Here is a 21051-nt window from a genome sequence, read left to right as displayed (position 1 = left end):
CCGTATGTTTACGGTGTATATGTACGACTCTGCACCTGGGCTCGGGGTCCGGTCAAGGCCTCACCAGCAACTGGAAATCGAACGTGTAGAGCGAGGCCCGGTAGATGTGCGTTCCGTACTCGACCGCACGCCCCGTGTCGTCGTACGCCGTGCGCTGCATGGTGAGCAGCGCCGCCCCCTCCTCCTCGTCCAGGCGGGACGCCTCCCCGGCGGTGGCCGCGCGGGCGCCGACCGTCTGGCGGGCGCTGTGCAGCGTGATGCCCGCCGAGCGCATCACGCGGTACAGGCCGGTCGCCTCCAGCCGGGCGCTGTCGAGGTCCAGCAGGGGCACCGGCAGGTAGTTGCGGAGCAGTGCCACCGGCCGGCCATGCGTACGGCGCAGCCGGTCCAGGACGGTCACCTCGCCGCCCTCCGGCACCCCCAGGGCGGCGGCCACGTCGCAGGGAGCCGGGACGACCTCGTTGCGCACGACCTCGGTGGTCGGCCCCTGCCCCGCCGTCTCCAGGTCGTCGTAGAGGCTGCTCAGTTCCAGCGGGCGTCTGACCTGGCTGTGCACCACCTGCGTGCCCACCCCGCGCCGCCGGACCAGCAGCCCCTTGTCGACGAGGGACTGGATGGCCTGGCGGACGGTGGGGCGGGACAGGCCGAGGCGCACGGACAGGTCGACCTCGTTGCCCAGGAGGTTTCCCGGGGCGAGGACCCCGTGCCCGATCGCCGCCTCCAGCTGCTGCGCGAGCTGGTGGTAGAGCGGCACGGGACTGCCCCGGTCCAGGGCGAAGTCCAGCGACGCGAGCGCGGAGACCGCCGTGGTGCGGGCCCGGTCACCGGTCTTCGCCATGAACGACCCCCCTTCCGGGTGTCAGGAGTTGCTCGGGAAACCGAGGTTGATACCGCCGTCGGACGGGTCCGGCCAGCGGGTGGTGATGACCTTGCCCTGGGTGTAGAAGGCGATGCCGTCGTTGCCGTAGATGTGCAGGTCGCCGAAGAGAGAGTCCTTCCAGCCGCCGAAGGAGTGGTAGCCGACGGGGACCGGGATCGGCACGTTGACGCCGACCATGCCCGCCTTGACCTCCAGCTGGAAGCGGCGGGCCGCGCCGCCGTCCCGGGTGAAGATCGCGGTGCCGTTGCCCCAGCGGGAGGAGTTGATCAGCCGGATGGCCTCGTCGTAGGTCTCCGCACGGACGACCGCCAGCACCGGGCCGAAGATCTCGTCCTGGTACGCGTCCGCCGTCAGCGGCACCCGGTCCAGCAGGGAGACACCGAGGAAGAAGCCGTCCTCATGGCCCTCCACCGAGAAGCCCGTGCCGTCGACGACGACCTCAGCGCCCTGCTCCGCGGCCGACGCCACGTACGACGCCACCTTGTCGCGGTGCTCGCGGGTGATCAGCGGGCCCATCTCGGACGCCGGGTCGTCGCCGGGGCCGATCCTCAGCTTCTTCGCGCGCTCGGCGATCTTGCCGACCAGCTCGTCGCCGATGTCACCGACGGCCACGACCACCGACACGGCCATGCATCGCTCGCCCGCCGAGCCGTACGCGGCGTTGATCGCCTGGTCGGCGGCGAGGTCCAGGTCGGCGTCGGGCAGGACCAGCATGTGGTTCTTGGCGCCGCCCAGGGCCTGTACCCGCTTGCCGTGCTCGACGGCCTTCAGTTGGATGTACTTGGCGATCGGCGTCGAGCCGACGAAGGACACCGCCTCGATGTCGGGGTGCTCCAGGATGCGGTCCACGGCCGTCTTGTCGCCCTGCACGATGTTCAGGACGCCCTCCGGCAGACCGGCCTCGGTGGCCAGTTCGGCGAGCCTGAGGGAGGCCGACGGGTCCTTCTCGGACGGCTTCAGCACGAACGTGTTGCCGCAGGCGATCGCCAGCGGGAACATCCACATCGGCACCATCGCCGGAAAGTTGAACGGTGTGATGCCCGCGACCACGCCCAGCGGCTGGCGGATCGAGGCGACATCGACCCGGCTGGAGACCTGGGTGGACAGTTCGCCCTTGAGCTGGACGGAGATTCCGCACGCCAGCTCCACGATCTCCATGCCGCGCGCGACCTCGCCGAGCGCGTCGGAGTGCACCTTGCCGTGCTCGGCGGTGATCAGCCCGGCGATCTCGTCGCGGTGGGCGTCGAGCAGCTCGCGGTACTTGAACAGGATCGCCGTGCGCCTGGCCAGGGAGGACTCGCCCCAGCTCTCGAACGCGGCCCGGGCGGAGGCGACCGCGGTGTCGACCTCGTCGACGGACGCGAACGCTACCTGCTTCTCCTGGGCGCCGGTCGCCGGGTTGTAGACGGGGCCGAACCGGCCGGAGGTGCCCTCGACGGGCTTGCCGTCGATCCAGTGGGTGATGGTCTTCATGGTGCGCAAGGGCCTTTCGTGGAGCTTGAGTTCAGGGGGACTTCAGAGGTGGCGGCGGCGGTCCGCCACCTGGCGGTCGTAGCGCTCACGGGCCTCGACGGCGGCCTCGCGGGAGGCGGTCTCGGCCACCGGCACGTCCCACCAGGCCTCGGCCGGGGGAGCGGTGGGCGCCGGGTCTGTCTCGACGTACACGCACGTCGGCCGGTCCGAGGCGCGGGCCGCGGCGAGCGCCTCGCGCAGCTCACGCACGGTCTTGGCGCGCAGCACGTCCATGCCGAGACTGGCGGCGTTGGCGGCCAGGTCGACGGGCAGCGGGGCGCCGGTGAAGGTGCCGTCGGCGGCCCGGAAGCGGTAGGCGGTGCCGAACCGCTCGCCGCCGGTCTCCTCCGACAGACCGCCGATGGAGGCGTAACCGTGGTTCTGGAGGAGGACGATGTTGAGCGGCAGGCCCTCCTGGACGGCCGTGACGATCTCCGTCGGCATCATCAGGTAGGTGCCGTCGCCGACCAGCGCCCACACCGGGGTGCCCGGAGCGGCCTGCTGGACGCCGATGCCGGCCGGGATCTCGTAGCCCATGCAGGAGTAGCCGTACTCCAGGTGGTACTGGCGCGGGCTGCGCGAGCGCCACAGCTTGTGCAGGTCGCCGGGGAGCGAGCCGGCCGCGTTGATCACCACGTCGTCGTCGCCGACGGCCGCGTCCAGCGCGCCGAGCACCTGCGTCTGGGTCGGGACGGCGTTCTCGTCTGCGGCCCGGTAGGCGGCCTCGACGACCTCCTCCCAGCGCTCCTTGCCGGCGCGGTACCCGGCCTCGTACGCCTCGGACACGCGGTGGCCGGGGAGGGCCTCCAGCAGCCTCTCCAGGCCGGAGCGCGCGTCGCACACCAGCGTCCGCGCGGCCAGCTTGTGCGCGTCGAAGCCGGTGATGTTGAGGTTGAGGAACCGCACGTCCGGGTTCTGGAAGAGCGTGCCGGAGGCGGTGGTGAAGTCGGTGTAGCGGGTGCCGACGCCGATCACCAGGTCGGCGGTGCGGGCGAGTTCGTCGCTGACCGCCGTACCGGTGTGGCCGATGCCGCCGAGGTCGGCGGGGTGGTCGTGGCGCAGCGAGCCCTTGCCGGCCTGGGTGGAGGCGACGGGGATGCCGGTGGCCTCCACGAACGCCTTCAGGGCGTCCTCGGCCTCGCTGTGGTGGACGCCGCCGCCCGCCACGATCAGCGGCCGCTGCGCCGCCCGGATCGCCTCGACGGCGGCAGCGAGCTCCACCGGGTCCGGCGCGGGACGCCGTACGTACCAGACGCGCTCGGCGAAGAACTCCTCCGGCCAGCCGTACGCCTCCGCCTGCACGTCCTGCGGCAGGGCGAGGGTGACGGCGCCGGTCTCGGCCGGGTCGGCCAGCACCCGCATCGCCTGGAGCGCCGAGGGGATCAGCGCCTCGGGGCGGGTGATCCGGTCGAAGTACCGCGACACCGGGCGCAGTGTGTCGTTGACCGACACGTCGGCCTCGACCGGATGCTCCAGCTGCTGGAGCAGCGGGTCGGGAGCGTGCGAGGCGAAGTAGTCGCCGGGCAGCAGCAGCACCGGCAGCCGGTTGATCGTCGCCAGGGCCGCGCCGGTGACCAGGTTGGTGGCGCCCGGGCCGATCGAGGTCGTCACCGCCTGCGCGGACAGGCGGTTCAGCTGCCGGGCGTAGCCGACGGCCGCGTGCACCATGGACTGCTCGTTGCGGCCCTGGTGGAACGGCATCACATCGGCGTACTCGACCAGCGCCTGGCCGACCCCGGCGACGTTGCCATGACCGAAGATGCCCCAGGTCCCGGCGATCAGCCGGCGGCGCACGCCGTCCCGCTCGGTGTACTGGGCGGACAGGAACCGCACCAGGGCCTGGGCGGTCGTCAGTCGGCGGGTGGCGGCGCTCATACGGAGGTCTCCGGGGCGGTGTAGAGGGGGAGGCGGGGGTCGACCGGCTGGTCCGGCCAGGTGCCGCGGACCCAGGCGTGGTCGGGGTGGTCGCAGATCAGCCAGGCGCGCTCGGCCTCCGGGCCCGCCATGACGTTGAGGTAGTACATGTGGTGGCCGGGCGTGGCCATCGACGGCCCGTGCCAGCCGTCCGGGATGAGGACGACGTCGCCGTCGCGCACCTCCGCGAGCACGTCGGTGTCCCGGCCCGGGCCGGACGGGGAGACGCGCTGGTAGCCGAGGCCGGGGACGCCGTCGTGCCCGGCGAACTCGAAGTAGTAGATCTCCTCCAGCACGGACTCTTCGCCCGGCCGGTGCTCGTCGTGCTTGTGCGGCGGGAACGACGACCAGTTGCCGCCCGGGGTGATCACCTCGACCGCGATGAGCTTGTCGCACTCGAAGACCCCGGCCGCGCCGAAGTTGTTGACCTGCCGGGAGCAGTTGCCGGTGCCCCGCAGCTCCACCGGGACCTCGGAGGCCGGGCCGTAGCGGGCGGGCAGCCGGCGGGTGCAGCGCGCGCCGGTCAGCGCGAACCGGCCGCCGCCGGTGGAGGTCACCGTCGCGCGGGCGTCGCGCGGCACGTACGCGAAGTCGCTGACACCGCTGAACACGTCGGCGCGGCCCTGGAGTTCGAAGGTCTCCCGGCCGAAGTCGTCCCCGGCGGCGACCGTGCAGCCGCCGCTGAGCGGGACGACGATCCACTCGCTGTCACCGGTGTCGAAGGAGTGCGCGCCGCCCGGCGGCAGCTCCAGGATCCGCAGACTGGAGTGGCCCCAGCCGGCCTTCTCGGGCGTGACGTCGACGGCGTAGGGGCCGCCGAGGGCCTTGCCGGCGGGAAGGTGGTACGTCATTGCATCCTCCGGATCACAGCAGACCGACGGCCGTGTCGACCGCTTCTTCCACGCTGCCCCCGGCCGGGTAGAGCAGCGACCGTCCGACCACCATGCCCTGGACGGTGGGCAGTCGCAGGGCCTTGCGCCAGCGTTCGTAGGCGCCCTCCTGGTCGTCGCCGACCTCGCCGCCGAGCAGGACGACGGGCAGGGTGGAGGTCTCCAGCACCTCGGCCATGTCGTCCGGGTCGTCGGTGACGGGCAGCTTCAGCCAGGTGTAGGCGGAGGTGCCGCCCAGGCCCGAGGCGATCGCGACGGACCGGGTGACGGCCTCGGCGGACAGGTCGTTGCGCACCCTGCCGTCGACCCGCCGGGAGATGAACGGCTCGACGAACAGGGGCAGGCGCTGAGCCGCCATGGCGTCGATCGCCCGGGCCGTGGACTCCAGGGTGGTCAGCGAGCCCGGGTCGTCGTAGTCGATGCGCACCAGGAGCTTGCCCGCGTCGAAGCGGAGCCGGGCGATGTCCTCGGCGCGGTGGCCGGTGAAGCGGTCGTCCATCTCGTAGGACGCTCCGGCCAGGCCGCCGCGGTTCATGGAGCCCATGACAACCTTGTCGTCGAGGACGCCGAGGAGCAGGAGGTCCTCAAGGATGTCGGCGGTGGCGAGGACCCCGTCGACGCCGGGCCGCGACAGCGCGGTGCACAGCCGCTCCAGCAGGTCGGCGCGGTTGGCCATGGCCAGGCGCCGGTCGCCGACCCCGAGGGCGCCGCGCGCCGGGTGGTCGGCGGCCACGATCATCAGCCGGCCGCTGTCGCCGATGAGCGGACGGCGCACCCGGCGGGCCGCCGCCTCGGCGACGGCCTCGGGACGGCGGGCTCGGACCGTGGTGAGGTCGGGGATGCCGATGTTCAACGAGGGCTCCGTTTCAGTGGCTCGTGCTCGGCGACGGCACCCGGGCGAGGAGGTCCTCGACCTCGGACCCGGTGGGCATCGCGGAGGAGCAGGCGAGGCGCGAGGCGACGAGGGCGCCGGCGGCGTTGGCGTGGCGCATGGTCTTCTCCAGGTCCCAGCCGGCGAGCAGACCGTGGCAGAGCGAGCCGCCGAAGGCGTCGCCCGCGCCGAGGCCGTTGACCACCTCGACGGGCACCGGCGGCACCTCGGCCCGGGTGCCGTCGCGGTGCACGGCCAGGACGCCCTTGGGGCCCTGCTTGACGACGGCCAGCTCCACGCCCGCCTCCAGCAGCGCGTCCGCGCAGGCCTGCGGCTCGCGCACGCCGGTGGCGACCTCGCACTCGTCGAGGTTGCCGACGGCGACCGTGGCGTGCCGCAGCGCCTCGCGGTAGTACGGGCGGGCTTCCTCGGGGTCGCGCCAGAACATGGGCCGCCAGTCGAGGTCGAAGACGGTGATGCCCGACTTGTCGCGGGCCTTGAGGGCGGCGAGCGTGGCGGAGCGGCTGGGCTCCTCGCTCAGGCCGGTGCCGGTGATCCAGAAGATGCGGGCCCCCCGGATGGCGAAGAAGTCCAGCTCGTCGGTGTGGATCTCCAGGTCCGGGGCCTTGGGGCGGCGGTAGAAGTAGAGCGGGAAGTCGTCCGGCGGGAAGATCTCGCAGAACGTGACCGGCGTCGGGTACGCGCCGACCGGGGTGACCCAGCGGTCGTCGACGCCGAAGCCCGTGAGCTCCTCGTGCAGATAGGTGCCGAAGGGGTCGTCGCCGGTGCGCGTGATCACCGCCGTACGGCGTCCGAGGCGGGCGGCGGCGACCGCCACATTGGCCGCGGAACCTCCCAGGAATTTCCCGAACGTCTCCACTCGCTCCAGCGGGACGCCGGTCTGCAGGGGGTAGAGGTCGACCCCGATGCGGCCCATCGTGATCACATCGAAATACTGGGCTGGCTCGGCCATGCGCGACCTCCTCGGGAAGCTGGGGATGCGGGTCCTGGGGCGCCCTGCCACGGTGGGGGCGTGGATCCACGGGACCTGCCGCCTCCAAGGTGTAGGTCTCGGAGGGCGGCACTGTCAATAGTTTGTACTTACATTCGGACCTGCTTGTGAAATGATGTCTTAACAAAGTATTGACAGCGGGCGTGGCAGCGACTTGTATCCCGTGCCATCGCAACAGTCGGTTTGCGGCATCATGATCCGGACTCCATAAGGCTCCGGGACCACGGATCCCTTCGTGATCCCTTCCTTTCCCCCGCAGTAGCACAGTGAGGTGCCAGGAAAGATGGACCGCTCTTCTCACCCCCGCTCCCGCAGGTTCGCGCCCGTCATCGCCGTGGCCGCGGCAGCGGCCCTGACCCTCGCCGGCTGCTCCAGCAGTTCCGGAGGCAAGAAGTCCGAGGAAGGCGCGGCGGACGCCTCGGCGGGCAAGGCGACCACCCCGCGCATGACCGTCGCGCTGGTCACCCACCAGGCGCCGGGCGACACCTTCTGGGACACCGTCCGCAAGGGCGCCGAGGCCGCGGCCGCCAAGGACAACATCAAGCTCGTCTACTCCGCCGACCCGAACGCGGGCAACCAGGCCAACCTGGTCCAGAACGCGATCGACCAGAAGGTCGACGGCATCGCCGTCACCCTCGCCAAGCCGGACGCGCTCAAGGGCGTCATAGGCAAGGCCGAGAAGTCCGGCATACCCGTCGTCGGCCTCAACTCCGGCCTGAGCGACTGGAAGAAGCTCAACCTGCTGGAGTTCTTCGGCCAGGACGAGTCCGTCGCGGGCGAGGCCTTCGGCAAGAAGCTCAACGAGGTCGGCGCCAAGAAGGTCCTCTGCGTCATGCAGGAGCAGGGCAACGTCGGCCTCACCCAGCGCTGCGACGGCGTGGCGAAGACCTTCGAGGGCAAGGTCGACCCGCAGAACGTCAACGGCACCGACATGCCGTCCGTGAAGTCGACGATCACCGCCAAGCTCAAGCAGGACCCGTCCATCGACTACGTCGTCACCCTCGGCGCCCCCTTCGCGCTGACGGCCGTGCAGTCGGCCGCTGACGCCGGCAGCAAGGCGAAGATCGCCACCTTCGACCTCAACAAGGACCTCATCAAGTCCATCAAGGCCGGCGACATCCAGTTCGCCGTCGACCAGCAGCCCTACCTCCAGGGCTACCTGGCCGTCGACGGTCTGTGGCTCTACAAGAACAACGGCAACTACAGCGGCGGCGGCGAGCAGCCCGTGCTGACCGGCCCGGCCTTCGTCGACAAGTCCAACGTCGACAAGATCGGGGAGTTCGCCGCGAAGGGCACCCGGTGATGAGCATGACCCAGCAGGCCACGCCGGCGGTGGGAACACCGCCGGCCCCCGGCCAGAAGCAGTCCGACGGCCGGACGCAGCGGCGCCCGCTGGCGCTGCGGCTGCTGGCCCGGCCCGAGGTCGGTGTGTTCCTCGGCGCCGTCGCCGTGCTCGTGTTCTTCCTGTTCGCCGCGCCGCCGGTACGCGACGGCAGCTCGATGGCGAACATCCTGTACCAGTCGTCGACCATCGGGATCATGGCGCTGCCCGTGGCCCTGCTGATGATCGGCGGCGAGTTCGACCTGTCGGCCGGTGTCGCCGTGATCACCTCGGCGCTGACCGCCTCGATGCTCAGCTACCAGCTGACCATGAACGTCTGGGTCGGCGTGATCGTCGCCCTGCTGGTGTCGCTCGCGATCGGCGCCTTCAACGGCTGGCTGCTGGTCAAGACCGGCCTGCCGAGCTTCCTGGTCACCCTGGGCACCTTCCTGATCCTGCAGGGCGTGAACCTCGCGATCACCAAGCTGGTCACCGGCAACGTCGCCACCGACGACATCAGCGACATGGACGGCTTCACCCAGGCGCAGAAGCTCTTCGCCTCGACCTTCGAGGTCGGCGGGGTCAACGTCAAGATCACCGTGGTGTGGTGGCTGGTCTTCGCCGCCCTGGCCACCTGGGTGCTGCTGCGCACCAAGTACGGCAACTGGATCTTCGCCGTCGGTGGCAACAAGGACTCCGCGCGGGCCGTGGGTGTGCCGGTGACCTTCACGAAGATCTCACTGTTCATGCTGGTCGGCTTCGGTGCCTGGTTCGTCGGCATGCACCAGCTGTTCTCCTTCAACACCGTGCAGTCCGGCGAGGGCGTGGGCCAGGAGCTCATCTACATCGCCGCGGCCGTCATCGGCGGCTGTCTGCTCACCGGTGGCTACGGTTCCGCGATCGGCCCGGTCTTCGGTGCCTTCATGTTCGGCATGGTGCAGCAGGGCATCGTCTACGCCGGCTGGAACCCCGACTGGTTCAAGGCCTTCCTCGGCGTGATGCTCCTGGGCGCCGTCCTCATCAATCTGTGGGTCCAGCGCACGGCGACCCGGAGGTGACCGCGATGACCAGCAAAGAAACGGGCACCCACGGTGCCGTCCTGAAGGACACCCCGCCCGCCGGCGAGCGTCCCCTCGTCGAACTGCGCGGCGCCGGCAAGTCCTACGGCAACATCCGCGCCCTGCACGGCGTGAGCCTGGAAGTCCACCCGGGCAAGGTGACCTGCGTCCTGGGCGACAACGGCGCCGGCAAGTCCACCCTCATCAAGATCATCTCGGGTCTGCACCAGCACACCGAGGGCGAGTTCCTCGTCGACGGCGAACCGGTGCGCTTCTCCACCCCGCGCGAGGCCCTCGCCAAGGGCATCGCCACCGTCTACCAGGACCTCGCCGTCGTCCCGCTGATGCCGGTCTGGCGCAACTTCTTCCTCGGCTCCGAGATGACCAAGGGCCCCTGGCCGCTGCGCCGTCTCGACATCGAGCAGATGAAGAAGACCGCGGACGAAGAGCTGCGCAACATGGGCATCGTCCTGGACGACCTGGAGCAGCCCATCGGCACGCTCTCCGGCGGCCAGCGACAGTGCGTGGCCATCGCCCGCGCCGTCTACTTCGGCGCCCGCGTCCTCATCCTGGACGAGCCGACCGCCGCCCTCGGCGTCAAGCAGTCCGGCGTGGTGCTGAAGTACATCGCCGCCGCCCGCGAGAAGGGCCTGGGCGTCATCTTCATCACCCACAACCCCCACCACGCCTACATGGTCGGCGACCACTTCAGCGTCCTGCGCCTGGGCACCATGGAACTGTCCGCCTCCCGCAGCGACGTCAGCCTCGAAGAGCTGACCAACCACATGGCCGGCGGCGCCGAACTCGCCTCCCTCAAGCACGAGCTGGCGCAGGTCCGCGGCGTCGACGTCGAAGAGCTCCCCGAAGAGGGGGACCTCACCGCTCCCGTAGCCACGTCCTCGGAAGGAAAGTCCTGACATGGCCCTCGCGCTCGACCGCATCCGGGTCGGCTCCGCCCCCGACTCCTGGGGCGTCTGGTTCCCCGACGACCCCCAGCAGGTGCCCTGGGAACGCTTCCTCGACGAGGTCGCCGAGGCCGGCTACTCCTGGATCGAACTCGGCCCCTACGGCTACCTGCCGACCGACCCGGCCCGGCTCACCGACGAGGTGACCAGGCGGAACCTGAAGGTCTCCGCCGGCACCATCTTCTGCGGACTGCACCGCGGCCCCTCCGAGTGGGACTCCACCTGGGAGCAGGTCAGCAACGTCGCCGCCCTCACCCAGGCCATGGACGCGAAGCACTTGGTCGTCATCCCGTCCTTCTGGCGCGACGACAAGACCGCCGAGATCCTGGAAGCGCCGGAGCTCACCACCGAGCAGTGGCGCAACCTCACCACGGGCATGGAGCGCCTCGGCCGTGAGGTGAAGGACAAGTACGGCCTGGACATCGTCGTCCACCCGCACGCCGACACCCACATCGACACCGAGGAGCACGTCGAGCGGTTCCTCGACTCGACCGACTCCGACGCGGTCAACCTCTGCCTGGACACCGGGCATTACGCCTACTGCGGCGGCGACAGCGTCAAGCTGATCGAGACGTACGGCGAGCGCATCGGCTACCTGCACCTCAAGCAGGTCGACCCGGAGATCCTCGCCGACGTGGTCAAGAACGAGGTGCCCTTCGGCCCCGCGGTGGCGCGCGGCGTGATGTGCGAACCGCCCGCCGGTGTCCCGGAGCTGGGCCCGGTCCTGACGGCCGCGCAGAAGCTGGGCGTGGACCTCTTCGCCATCGTCGAGCAGGACATGTACCCCTGCGAGCCGGACAAGCCGCTGCCGATCGCGGTGCGCACCCGCAAGTTCCTGAGGTCCTGCGGCGCCTGACGACCCGAAAGGACGGCCATGACGGAGCGCGCCCCACTCGGAGTCGCGGTCATCGGTACCGGAAGGATGGGCGCCGACCACGTGCGCCGCATCCACGAAGTCACCAGCGGAGCGCGGGTGACGGCCGTCGTGGACGTCGACGCGGAGCGCGCGAAGGCCGTCGCCGCCCGTGTCGACGGCTGCACCGCCCACACCGACCCGGCGGCCGCGATGGCGGCGGCCGACGTCGACGCCGTCCTGATCGCCTCACCCGGCCCGGCCCACGAAGCCACCCTCCTCGCCGCCTTCGAGCGCGATCTGCCCGTCCTGTGCGAGAAGCCGCTCACCCCCGACGCGGCCTCCGCCCTGCGCGTCCTCGAAGCCGAACTGCGCCTCGGCCACCGCCGCGTCCAGGTCGGCTTCATGCGCCGCTACGACCCCGAGTACGCGAAGCTGAAGGCCCTGCTGGCCACGGGCCAGCTGGGCCGCCCGCTCATGGTGCACAACCGGCACCGTAACGTCGCCAGCCCGCCCTTCTTCACCAGCTCCATGCTCATCAGCGACTCCGTCGCCCACGAGGCCGACGCGACCCGCTGGCTGCTGGGCCACGAGATCACAGCCGTCACGGTGCTGCGCCCCACCCCCTCGGCCAGCGCCCCGGACGCCCTGCAGGACCCCCAGTTCGTCGTCTTCGAGACCGACGGCGGCGCCCTCAGCGACGTCGAGATCTTCGTCAACTGCGGCTTCGGTTACCAGGTCCAGGCCGAGGTCGTCTGCGAACGCGGCACCGCCCGCATCGGCGACGGACACGCCCTGGTCACCAACATGGCCGGCCGCTGGGGCGGCACCATCGCCCAGGACTGGACCGAACGCTTCGAGACGGCCTACGACCAGGAGATCCAGGCCTGGGTCGACGCCACCCGCCGCAGCGAGGTGACCGGTCCGAGCGTCTGGGACGGTTATGCCGCGGCGGCGGTGTGCGAGGCGGGGGTCCGGGCGCTGGAGGACGGGGGCCGGGTCGGGGTCGAACTCGTGGAGAGGCCCGCGTTGTACGCGTGAAAAGGGGCCCGGGGTCACCCCCGGGCCCCTTCCGCGTGCGGGTCAGACACTGGTCCGCGGCCGGGGCTCGAACCCGGCCTTCCGGTAGCAGGCGTCGATGAGCTCCATCGTCGTCACCGCGTCGTCCGCGTCCAACGGCAGCGGCGTGCCCTCCCGGACCCGGGCCGCGAACGCCTCCAGCTGGTACGTGTACGACGAGCGCGTGCCGAGGTGCTCCGTGCGCTCGCCCTCGGGTGTGCGGATCACGACGCGGTCGTCCCACTGGGGCAGGACGAAGTTCGGAGCCGTCGCCTCACCCCGGGAGCCGACGAGCCGGATGCTCATGTCCAGGCCGTCGTACGCCATGTGACAGCGGGCCGAGCCCGTCGCGCCACCGGGGTACTCCAGGTCGGCGTCCAGCCACTCGTCGACGCCGGGCGCGCCCGCCCGCTCCCCGGCGCGGGCCGCGGCCGTGCGCGGGGCGCCGCCCGCCCAGGGGGCGAGCATCCGCAGCGCGTGCAGGCTGTAGCAGCCGAGGTCCATCAGCGCCCCGCCGGCCAGCGGCAGCGACCAGCGCGGGTCGGTGTCCGGCGGCGCAGGGATGGCGACCATGGCCTCGACGTGCCGCAGTTCGCCGAGTTCACCGGAGGCCAGCAGCTCGTGGAGGCGCCGCGTGACCGGGTGGAAGAGGTAGTGGAAGGCCTCCATGAAGACAGTCCCGGCCTTCTCGGCGGCTCGCCGTACCTCCGCCGCCTCCTCGGCGTTGCTCGCCGACGGCTTCTCCGACAGCACGTGCTTGCCGGCCGCGAGGGCGGCCAGGTTCCACGGACCGTGCAGGCCGTTGGCGAGCGGGTTGTAGACGGCGTCGACCTCGGGATCGGCGATCAGCTCCGCGTACGAGCCCGCCACCCGCTCCACGCCGTGCCCGGCGGCGAACGCCTCGGCGCGGGCACGGTCGCGGGCGGCCACCGCGACGAGGCGGTGGCCGGTCGTCCGGGCCGGGTCGACGAGGGAGCGTTCGGTGATCCGCGCGGCTCCCAGCACACCTATGCGCAGGGGTTCCCGGCCCTTCTCGCTCATGCCTGCCGTACCTCCTCGATCGTCACGGGACGGTGCTCGCGCAGCGACAGGGTGCACGCGTCGGCGATCCAGCCCGCCTCCAGCGCGTCCTCGATGGTGCAGGGGGAGGGGCGGGTGCCGGCCACGACCTCGGTGAACGCGGTCAGTTCGGCGCGGTAGGCGGCGGTGAAGCGGTCCATGAAGAAGTCGTGCGGGGTGCCCGCCGGGAAGGTCACCCCGGGCTCGACGGAGCGCAGCGGCAGCTTGTCCTCCAGGCCTACCGCGATGGAGTCCTGGAAGCCGTGGATCTCCATGCGGACATCGTAACCGCGGGCGTTGTGGCGGGAGTTGGACACGACCGCGATGGTGCCGTCGTCGAGGGTGAGGATCGCGCCGGTGGTGTCGGCGTCACCGGCCTCCTTGATGTACTCGGCGCCCCGGTTGCCGCCCACCGCGTACACCTCGGTCACCTCACGGCCGGTCACCCAGCGGATGATGTCGAAGTCGTGCACCGAGCAGTCGCGGAAGATGCCGCCGGAAGCGGCGATGTACGCGGCCGGCGGGGGCGCCGGGTCCAGCGTGGTCGAGCGGACCGTGTGCAGCTTGCCGAGCTCACCGCTCTGCACGGCGGCGCGGGCGCCCACGAACCCGGTGTCGAAGCGGCGGTTGTAGCCGATCTGGATCGGCACGTCCCGGCCGCGGACGGCCTTGAGCACCTCGACACCCTCGGCCATGGTCCTGGCGACGGGCTTCTCGCAGAAGACGGGGACGCCGGCCTCGACACCGGCCAGGATCAGCGCGGGGTGGGCGTCCGTCGCGGCCGCGACGACGATGCCGTCCACACCGGCGGCCAGCAGTGCCTCCGGCGAGTCCACGACATCGGCCCCGAACCGCTCGGCGGCGGCCTTGGCGGCATCCGCGAACGGGTCGGTCAGGACGAGGGAGTCGACGGCGTCGAGTCCGGAGAGGGTCTCGGCGTGGAAGGCGCCGATGCGGCCGAGGCCGAGGATTCCGATGCGCATGGGGTGTTGCTCCTAGAGAAGGGGGGAGGGTTTCGTGCGGAGAGTTGTCAGTCCAGGCCGCCGAGGACGTTCTGGTCCCAGTCGATGACCGACCCGGTGACCACCCCGGAGCGGTCCGACAGCAGGAAGACCACGAAGTCGGCGATCTCGTCCGGCTGGCCGAGCTTGCCCATGGGCAGCTTCGCGGCGGCCTCCTCGCGCCAGTCGTCCCCGGCGCCGTGGAAGGTCTTCTGCGTCGCGTCCTCGCCCTCCGTCGCCGTCCAGCCGATGTTGAGGCCGTTGATCCGGACCCGGTCCCAGCGGTGGGCGTGCGCGGCGTTGCGGGTCAGGCCGATCAGACCAGCCTTGGCGGCGACGTACGGCGCCAGGAACGGCTGTCCGCCGTGGGCCGACGAGGTGATGATGTTGACGACCGTGCCGGGCTCCTGACGCCCCACCATGTCCGCCACCACCGCCTGCATCGCGAAGAAGGGGCCCTTGAGGTTGATCCCGATGTGCTGGTCGAACAGCTCGGGCGTGGTGTCGAGCAGCGTCCCGCGGGAGGTCAGCCCGGCCGAGTTCACAAGGCAGTCGACCCGGCCGTACGTCTGCACGACCCGCGCCACGGAGGCCTTGGCCTGCTCGGCGTCGGACAGGTCGGCCCGGACGTACAGGGCCTTGCCGCCCGCGGCGGTCAGCTCCTCCACGAGGGCCTCGCCGGGTTCGGGGCGCCGCCCGGTGACGGCCACGACCGCCCCCTCGCGCACCGCGGCCCGCGCGATGGCCGCGCCGACCCCCTGGCTTCCGCCGTTGACCAGGACGACCTTGTCGTCGAGTAGTCCCATCGGTTTTCCTCAGCTCTCTCGCCGCTCGGTACCGGTCCGCAGCTCCGCCCGGAGCGCCTCCGGCGTCCACTCCTCGCGCAGCGCCCGCCGCATCAGATCCGCCTGCGAGGGCGGGGCCGGCCCGTCGACCGGCGGGTCGCTGTCCAGGTTGGTCGGGAAGGGGTAGCCCTCGGCGCTCGCCGCGATCACGTGCTCCAGCCATGCCTGGTCGGCGCCCTCGGCCTTGCGCTTGAGGAGAGCCGGGTACACCGCGCCCGCCACCGCCTCCCGGTCCACCGTCTCCATCGCCCGGCCGAACGCGGACGACACCTGGAGCAGGTTGGCCATGCGCCGGATGTCCGCGGAGCGGTTGGTGCCGGCCGCGTGGAACAGGGCCGGGTTGAAGAACACCGCGTCACCCTTCGCCAGCGGCAGCTGCACCCGGTGCGCCTCGAAGTACGCCCGGAACTCCGGCAGCCGCCAGGCGAGATAGCCCGGCTCGTACTTCTGCGAGTGCGGCAGGTACATCGTCGGCCCGGACTCCACCGGCATGTCGCAGTGCGCGACCGCGCCCTGCAGCGTCAGCACGGGGGAGAGGCGGTGCACGTGCGCCGGGTAGGCGGCGGCGACCTCGTTCGTCAGGAAGCCCAGGTGGTAGTCGCGGTGCGCGCTCTGCGCGGCGCCGCCCGGGTTGACCACGTTGAGCTGGGAGGTGACCTGGTAGCCGGGGCCCAGCCAGGCGGTGGCCACCAGGGCCAGGATCTCGTTCGCGTAGTAGTCGGCGAACGCCTCCGGGTCGTAGAGGGCCGTCTTCTCCAGCGCGTTCCACACCCGGTCGTTGGCGCCCGGCTTGGCGAAGTGGTCACCGGCGGACGTGCCCGAGGCACGCTGCTCGGCGATCAGCGCCTCGAACACCTCGGTGGCCCGGTCCACGACCCCGGGGTCGGGGAAGGCGCCGCGGAACACCACGATGCCGGGCCCGTCGGCGAGCGCCCGCACCAGCTCGGCCTGGACCACCCGGTCGCCTTCGAGCAGGCCGCAGTCGTAGACGGGCACGTTGCGCTCCACGGCGGAGGCGTGCGGATAGTCGGCGGGGTCGGTCGCCTGCTCGACCAGCGCGCGGAACGCGCCGAGATCGCAGTCCTGCTCGGACAGCCAGGCATGGTGGTGGACGGAAGTGAAGGACATCGTCGTCCCTTCGGGGTCACGGAGCGACGCAGCCCTGTCATTCTTGTCAGTACAAACACCTCGAACAACCAGCAGCGAGCCATCAAAAACCCCTCAAGGAGCCGGCTCATGGGTCACCCGTTCCCGATCCGGGAGATCGCACGTCAGGCGGGCCTGAGCGAGGCGACCGTCGACCGGGTGCTGAACGGCAGGGGAGGCGTGCGCGAGAGCACCGCCCGGGAGGTCCGCCAGGCCATCGCCGACCTCGACCGGCAGCGCACCCAGGTCCGGCTCGTCGGCCGGACGTTCATGGTCGACATCGTGATGCAGGCGCCCGAGCGGTTCACGACGGCCGTTCGCGCCGCCCTGGAGGCAGAACTGCCGTCCCTGCGTCCGGCGGTGCTGCGCTCCCGCTTCCACTTCCGCGAGACCGGCCCGGCCGGGGAACTGGTGCGGACCCTGGACCGCATCGCCCGGCGCGGATCGCAGGGCGTGATCCTCAAGGCCCCGGACGTCCCCGAGGTCACCGCCGCGGTCGGCCGCCTCGAAGCCGCCGGCGTCCCGGTCGTGACGCTGGTGACCGACCTGCCGGCCAGCGCCCGCCGCGCCTACGTCGGCATAGACGACCGGGCGGCCGGAGCGACGGCCGCCTACCTGATGGGCCAGTGGCTGGGGGAGCGCCCGGGCAACATCCTCACCAGCCTCAGCAGCGGCTTCTTCCGCAACGAGGAAGAGCGCGAGATGGGCTTCCGCAGCGCGATGCGCGCCCGGCACCCCGAGCGCACGCTGGTCGAGATCGCCGAGGGCCAGGGCCTGGACGCCACCCAGTACGACCTCGTCCGGGCCGCGCTGGAACGCGACCCGGACATCCGCGCGGTGTACTCGATCGGCGGCGGCAACATCGCCACGCTGCGCGCCTTCGACGACCTCGGCCGCGACTGCGCGGTGTTCGTCGCGCACGACCTCGACCACGACAACACCCGGCTGCTGCGCGAGCACCGCCTGTCCGCCGTGCTCCACCACGACCTCCGCCAGGACGTCCGCGAGGCCTGCCACACCGTCATGCGCGCCCACGACGCCCTGCCGCCGGCGGGACCGAGCCTGCCGTCGGCGATCCAGGTGGTGACGCCGTACAACATGCCACCGCAGGCGGCCGTGTGATCCGGACGGCCCGGCCGGGCGTGGGTCCGGAAGCGGCGCCCGCGCCGCGCCTACCGTCGGACCCATGTGGACATCACGCCCGGACGGCGGGCCGGACCGGTTGCTGGCGCTCGCCGACGGCGTGTTCGCCATCGCCATCACCCTGCTCGTCCTGGATCTCTACGTGCCGAGGGACCTGGAGCCCGACCAGTATCGCGAGGCCCTGCGCCGGGTGCTCCCCGACCTCGGGGCCTACGCGCTCAGCGTCGCGGTGCTCGGCAGCTACTGGCGCGACCACCGCAGGATCTTCCGCGGGGTACGGGAGGTCGACGGACAGGTGATCAGCCTGTCCGTCGTCGGGTTCGGCGTCGCGGCCCTCGTGCCCTTCCCGACCCGGCTGCTCGCCGAGTACGGCGACCAGTCCGTGTCGGTCGCCGTCTACGCCGGGGCCGTCGCCGCGCTCGGCGCCTGCCACCTGGCGGTGGCCGCCGTCCTGGCCAGGCGCCCCTGGCTGCGCCACGGCACGCCCACCGAGGCGACGGCCCCGCTGTACCTCCTCGACAGTGCCACGATCGTGGTGGTCTTCCTCGTCACCGTCCCGCTGGTCTTCGTGACCGGCCCCGCCATCATGTGGCTGTGGCTCGTACTCGTCCCGGCGAAGGTCTACCTGGGCCGGCGGCACCAGACCCCGGGCTGACGGGACCGCTTCACGCCCGCCCGGCCACCTCCGCCCACGTACCGCTGCGCGCCGACCGCGCCATCGCGTCCAGCGCGGCCGCGCTGTGCACGGCATCGATGATCGTCGCCCCCTGCGCGGAGCCCTCGGCGACCGACGTCAGGAAGCGGTACGCCTCGATGACCTTCAGGTCGTCGTACCCCATCGCGTTCGCCGCGCCCGGCTGGAACGCGGCGAACTCCCCGTGGCCCGGCCCGACGTAGACCGTGGTCACGGACTGGTCCTGGTACGTCGTGCCGCGGCTGACGCCCAGCTCGTTCATGCGGCGGAAGTCCCAGAACACGGCCCCCTTCGTGCCGTGCACCTCGAAGCCGTAGTTGTTCTGCTCGCCGACCGAGACCCGGCAGGCCTCCAGGACACCGCGCGCCCCGGAGGCGAAGCGCAGCAGGCAGCTGACGTAATCCTCGTTCTCGACCGGGCCGAGTTCACCTCCGGCGGCGCGGCTGTGGCCCGCCGTGGCGCCGGCCGGGCGGGCCCGCTCCGGGAGGAAGACGGCCGTGTCGGCCGCGAGGGACGTGATGTCGCCGAGCAGGAACCGGGCCAGGTCCACGCCGTGCGAGGCCAGGTCGCCCAGCACCCCGCTGCCGCCCCGCTCCCGCTCGTACCGCCAGGTGAGCGCGCCCTCGGGGTGGGCCGCATAGTCGCTGAACAGCCGGATACGGACATGGGTGACCGCGCCGACCTCCCCGGAGGTGATCAGCTCGCGGGCCGCCTCGACGGCGGGCGCGTTGCGGTAGTTGAAGCCCACGGTGCCCTGCACCCCCGCCTTGGCCACCGCGTCCGCCACCGCCCCGGCGTCCTCGGCGGACAGACCCACCGGCTTCTCGATCCAGATGTGCTTGCCGGCCTCGGCCATGGCGACGCCGATCTCGCGGTGCAGGAAGTTCGGCGCGGTGATGCTGACCGCCTTGACCCGCGGGTCGGTGGCCACCTCGCGCCAGTCGCGGGTCGTCGAGGCGAACCCGAACTGCGCGGCGGCCTCTTCCGCACGGCCCGGCACCTCCTCGGCGACCGTCACCAGCTCCGGGACGAGGGGCAGCTGCGGATAGTGGTGCCGCACACGCGCGTACGCCTGGGTGTGCACCCGCCCCATCCAGCCGAATCCGATGACGGCGACGCCGAGCGTGTCCACCATGAGAGCCCCTCTTTGGACCGTTCCAGAACTTGTCCAGGCCACCCTGAGTGGGGTTCGCCGACGCTGTCAACCCTTTGACAAGCCGTGGCGCCGCATGGAACGGTCCATGCCATGAGACCGCCGACGATCCGGGACGTGGCCGAAAGGGCCGGTGTCTCCAAGTCGCTGGTCTCCCTCGTGCTGCGCGGCTCCGACCAGGTACGCCCCGAGAAGCGGGACGCAGTGCTCCGGGCCGCCCAGGAGCTCGGCTACCGGCCCAACGCCGCCGCCCGCAGCCTCAGCGAGCGGCGCACCCGCACGGTCGGCGTCCTCCTGAACGACCTGCGCAACCCCTGGTTCGTCGACCTCCTCGACGGCCTGAACTCCCTGCTGCACGCCAACGGCCTGCACATGCTGCTGGCCGACGCCCGTCTCAACCGCCGCACCGGCCAGGACCCGGCCGACCCGCTGCTGGACCTGCGCGTCGACGGCCTGGTCGTGGTCGGCACGCTGCCCGACCCGGCGGCCCTCGGAGCGGTGGCGGGGCGTATCCCGGTCGTGCTGGCCGGCTCCCGCGAACCGGCCCCGCCGGGCGTGGACGTGGTGGCGGGCGACGACGAGCAGGGCGCCCGGCTCGTCGCCGAGCACCTGATCGGCCTCGGGCACCGCCGTATCGCGCACATCGCGGGCTACGGCGCGGTGGGCGAGCTGCGGCGCGACAGCTTCGAGGCGGCCATACGCCGGCACGGCCTGGCGGAGCGGGCGGTGGTCGAGCCGAGCGACATGACCGAGGAGGGCGGCTACCGCACGACCGTCCGGCTGCTCAGCCGTCACGAGCGGCCCACGGCCGTCTTCGCCGTCAACGACATGGCCGCCATCGGCGTGCTCTCGGCGGCCGAGGAGCTGGGACTGCGCGTCCCGCGCGACCTGTCCGTCGTCGGCTACGACAACACGAGCATCGCCCGGCTGCGGCACGTGTGGCTCACGACGGTGGACAACACGAGCCACGAGGTCGGCCGCCGCGCGGCCCGCTGCCTCCTGGAGCGCTTCGAGGGCCTCGACGGAGCGGGCCGGGTCCAACTGGCCACGCCCACCCTGGAGATCAGAGGGTCGACGGCCCCGGCGCCCTGATCGCTCACCTCGCTCAGAGGTTGATCGCGTACGCCTTGCGCAGCGTCTCGTGCACCGTCCACGTCGTACGGTCGCCCTCGCGCAGGACGGCCAGGTCGCCCGGCCCGACCGTGAGCGTCGGCCCGCCCTCGACCTCGATCGTCGCCGAACCGCTGATCACGACGAACAGCTCGTCGGCCTCGGTGTCGGTGACCACGCCGGGCGTGATCTGCCAGACGCCCCGGACCTGACGGCCGTCCTCCGACTCCCAGACCACTTTCCCGGTCACCTCGGGCGTCCCGGAGACGATCTGCTCGGGCGCGAGGGGGTCGGGTTCGAGCTCGGCGTCGGGGATGTGCAGTACGAAGCTGTGCGTCATGCGGCGACCCTAGCCCCGGTGAGCGGGGGAGCGGCCTCGACAGAGTGTGGGGTGCCGACCGGGCCGGGCGGACACTCCGTCGCCCCTGCTCCCTGGACCGCGGGGGTGCGGCCGGCGGCCGGAAGCGGCTCGCAGGCTCCCCGTCTTCGTCCGTCTCAACCCCTATGCCCTGGTCGGGAGTTCCCGCCAACTCGCGTATTGTTTGCGGCATATGCCCGGGAGTTG

General features: G+C 71.6%; 20 protein-coding genes. 8 read left to right on the top strand and 12 right to left on the bottom strand.

Annotated features, from left to right (window positions below; translation table 11 throughout):
- Nucleotides 1-52: 52 nt before the first annotated feature.
- Genes HNR57_RS01230 through iolC form a run of 6 tightly spaced genes read right to left on the bottom strand, consistent with a single transcriptional unit; the run spans nucleotide 53 to nucleotide 7040 of the window.
- Nucleotides 53-838: a GntR family transcriptional regulator gene (locus HNR57_RS01230; protein ID WP_184554589.1), complete on the bottom strand. Its 786-nt coding sequence runs from the start codon at nucleotides 836-838 to the stop codon at nucleotides 53-55.
- Nucleotides 839-859: 21 nt separating this feature from the next.
- Nucleotides 860-2353 carry a CoA-acylating methylmalonate-semialdehyde dehydrogenase gene (locus HNR57_RS01225; protein WP_184554586.1) on the bottom strand — a complete coding sequence of 498 codons (1494 nt, stop codon included), beginning with the start codon at nucleotides 2351-2353 and terminating at the stop codon, nucleotides 860-862.
- 42 nt (nucleotides 2354-2395) lie between these two features.
- Nucleotides 2396-4267 (bottom strand): 3D-(3,5/4)-trihydroxycyclohexane-1,2-dione acylhydrolase (decyclizing), encoded by a 1872-nt coding sequence (iolD, locus tag HNR57_RS01220; protein WP_184554583.1) that lies wholly within the window; start codon nucleotides 4265-4267, stop codon nucleotides 2396-2398.
- Nucleotides 4264-5157, bottom strand: coding sequence for a 5-deoxy-glucuronate isomerase (gene iolB, locus HNR57_RS01215; protein WP_184554580.1), 894 nt, complete (start codon nucleotides 5155-5157; stop codon nucleotides 4264-4266). Before iolB ends, iolD begins: the two co-directional genes overlap by 4 nt.
- Before the next feature lie 13 nt (nucleotides 5158-5170).
- Nucleotides 5171-6049 carry a Cgl0159 family (beta/alpha)8-fold protein gene (locus tag HNR57_RS01210; protein ID WP_184554577.1) on the bottom strand — a complete coding sequence of 293 codons (879 nt, stop codon included), beginning with the start codon at nucleotides 6047-6049 and terminating at the stop codon, nucleotides 5171-5173.
- 13 nt (nucleotides 6050-6062) lie between these two features.
- Nucleotides 6063-7040 (bottom strand): 5-dehydro-2-deoxygluconokinase, encoded by a 978-nt coding sequence (gene iolC, locus HNR57_RS01205; protein ID WP_184554574.1) that lies wholly within the window; start codon nucleotides 7038-7040, stop codon nucleotides 6063-6065.
- 322 nt (nucleotides 7041-7362) lie between these two features.
- Here iolC and HNR57_RS01200 point away from each other — a divergent pair, with 322 nt between their 5' ends.
- Genes HNR57_RS01200 through HNR57_RS01180 form a run of 5 tightly spaced genes read left to right on the top strand, consistent with a single transcriptional unit; the run spans nucleotide 7363 to nucleotide 12317 of the window.
- Nucleotides 7363-8382 carry a sugar ABC transporter substrate-binding protein gene (locus HNR57_RS01200; RefSeq protein ID WP_184554571.1) on the top strand — a complete coding sequence of 340 codons (1020 nt, stop codon included), beginning with the start codon at nucleotides 7363-7365 and terminating at the stop codon, nucleotides 8380-8382.
- Nucleotides 8382-9458: an ABC transporter permease gene (locus HNR57_RS01195; protein WP_184554568.1), complete on the top strand. Its 1077-nt coding sequence runs from the start codon at nucleotides 8382-8384 to the stop codon at nucleotides 9456-9458. Before HNR57_RS01200 ends, HNR57_RS01195 begins: the two co-directional genes overlap by 1 nt.
- Before the next feature lie 5 nt (nucleotides 9459-9463).
- On the top strand, nucleotides 9464-10375 hold the full coding sequence (locus HNR57_RS01190; protein ID WP_184554565.1) for an ATP-binding cassette domain-containing protein: 912 nt from the start codon (nucleotides 9464-9466) through the stop codon (nucleotides 10373-10375).
- 1 nt (nucleotide 10376) lies between these two features.
- Complete coding sequence (locus tag HNR57_RS01185) at nucleotides 10377-11279, top strand: sugar phosphate isomerase/epimerase family protein (protein ID WP_184554562.1); 903 nt, start codon at nucleotides 10377-10379, stop codon at nucleotides 11277-11279.
- An 18-nt stretch (nucleotides 11280-11297) separates the two neighbouring features.
- Complete coding sequence (locus HNR57_RS01180) at nucleotides 11298-12317, top strand: Gfo/Idh/MocA family protein (RefSeq protein ID WP_184554558.1); 1020 nt, start codon at nucleotides 11298-11300, stop codon at nucleotides 12315-12317.
- Between the two features lie 42 nt (nucleotides 12318-12359).
- On the opposite strand, the gene HNR57_RS01175 is transcribed toward HNR57_RS01180, so the two are convergent.
- Genes HNR57_RS01175 through HNR57_RS01160 form a run of 4 tightly spaced genes read right to left on the bottom strand, consistent with a single transcriptional unit; the run spans nucleotide 12360 to nucleotide 16368 of the window.
- On the bottom strand, nucleotides 12360-13376 hold the full coding sequence (locus HNR57_RS01175) for a Gfo/Idh/MocA family protein (RefSeq protein WP_184554555.1): 1017 nt from the start codon (nucleotides 13374-13376) through the stop codon (nucleotides 12360-12362).
- Nucleotides 13373-14377: a Gfo/Idh/MocA family protein gene (locus HNR57_RS01170; protein WP_184554551.1), complete on the bottom strand. Its 1005-nt coding sequence runs from the start codon at nucleotides 14375-14377 to the stop codon at nucleotides 13373-13375. Before HNR57_RS01170 ends, HNR57_RS01175 begins: the two co-directional genes overlap by 4 nt.
- A 47-nt stretch (nucleotides 14378-14424) precedes the next feature.
- Nucleotides 14425-15201, bottom strand: coding sequence for an SDR family oxidoreductase (locus HNR57_RS01165; RefSeq protein WP_184554548.1), 777 nt, complete (start codon nucleotides 15199-15201; stop codon nucleotides 14425-14427).
- Between the two features lie 9 nt (nucleotides 15202-15210).
- Entirely contained in the window at nucleotides 15211-16368 is a 1158-nt protein-coding gene (locus HNR57_RS01160; protein ID WP_184554546.1) for a phytanoyl-CoA dioxygenase family protein, read from the bottom strand.
- Between the two features lie 108 nt (nucleotides 16369-16476).
- Here HNR57_RS01160 and HNR57_RS01155 point away from each other — a divergent pair, with 108 nt between their 5' ends.
- Nucleotides 16477-17508 (top strand): LacI family DNA-binding transcriptional regulator, encoded by a 1032-nt coding sequence (locus tag HNR57_RS01155; RefSeq protein WP_184554543.1) that lies wholly within the window; start codon nucleotides 16477-16479, stop codon nucleotides 17506-17508.
- 64 nt (nucleotides 17509-17572) lie between these two features.
- Nucleotides 17573-18184: a TMEM175 family protein gene (locus HNR57_RS01150; RefSeq protein WP_184554541.1), complete on the top strand. Its 612-nt coding sequence runs from the start codon at nucleotides 17573-17575 to the stop codon at nucleotides 18182-18184.
- Between the two features lie 10 nt (nucleotides 18185-18194).
- Here the strand turns inward: HNR57_RS01150 and HNR57_RS01145 are convergent, their stop codons facing one another.
- Nucleotides 18195-19358 carry a Gfo/Idh/MocA family protein gene (locus HNR57_RS01145; RefSeq protein WP_184554538.1) on the bottom strand — a complete coding sequence of 388 codons (1164 nt, stop codon included), beginning with the start codon at nucleotides 19356-19358 and terminating at the stop codon, nucleotides 18195-18197.
- Between the two features lie 111 nt (nucleotides 19359-19469).
- Here HNR57_RS01145 and HNR57_RS01140 point away from each other — a divergent pair, with 111 nt between their 5' ends.
- On the top strand, nucleotides 19470-20468 hold the full coding sequence (locus HNR57_RS01140; RefSeq protein WP_184554535.1) for a LacI family DNA-binding transcriptional regulator: 999 nt from the start codon (nucleotides 19470-19472) through the stop codon (nucleotides 20466-20468).
- Nucleotides 20469-20481: 13 nt separating this feature from the next.
- On the opposite strand, the gene HNR57_RS01135 is transcribed toward HNR57_RS01140, so the two are convergent.
- The gene (locus tag HNR57_RS01135) at nucleotides 20482-20826 is read right to left on the bottom strand and encodes a cupin domain-containing protein (RefSeq protein WP_184554532.1); all 345 of its coding nucleotides are present in this window, start codon (nucleotides 20824-20826) and stop codon (nucleotides 20482-20484) included.
- Nucleotides 20827-21051 lie beyond the last annotated feature (225 nt).

It is taken from the genome of Streptomyces paradoxus (assembly GCF_014202475.1).
GTDB lineage: Bacteria > Actinomycetota > Actinomycetes > Streptomycetales > Streptomycetaceae > Streptomyces > Streptomyces paradoxus.
This window is presented reverse-complemented; position numbering and strand designations above follow the sequence as displayed.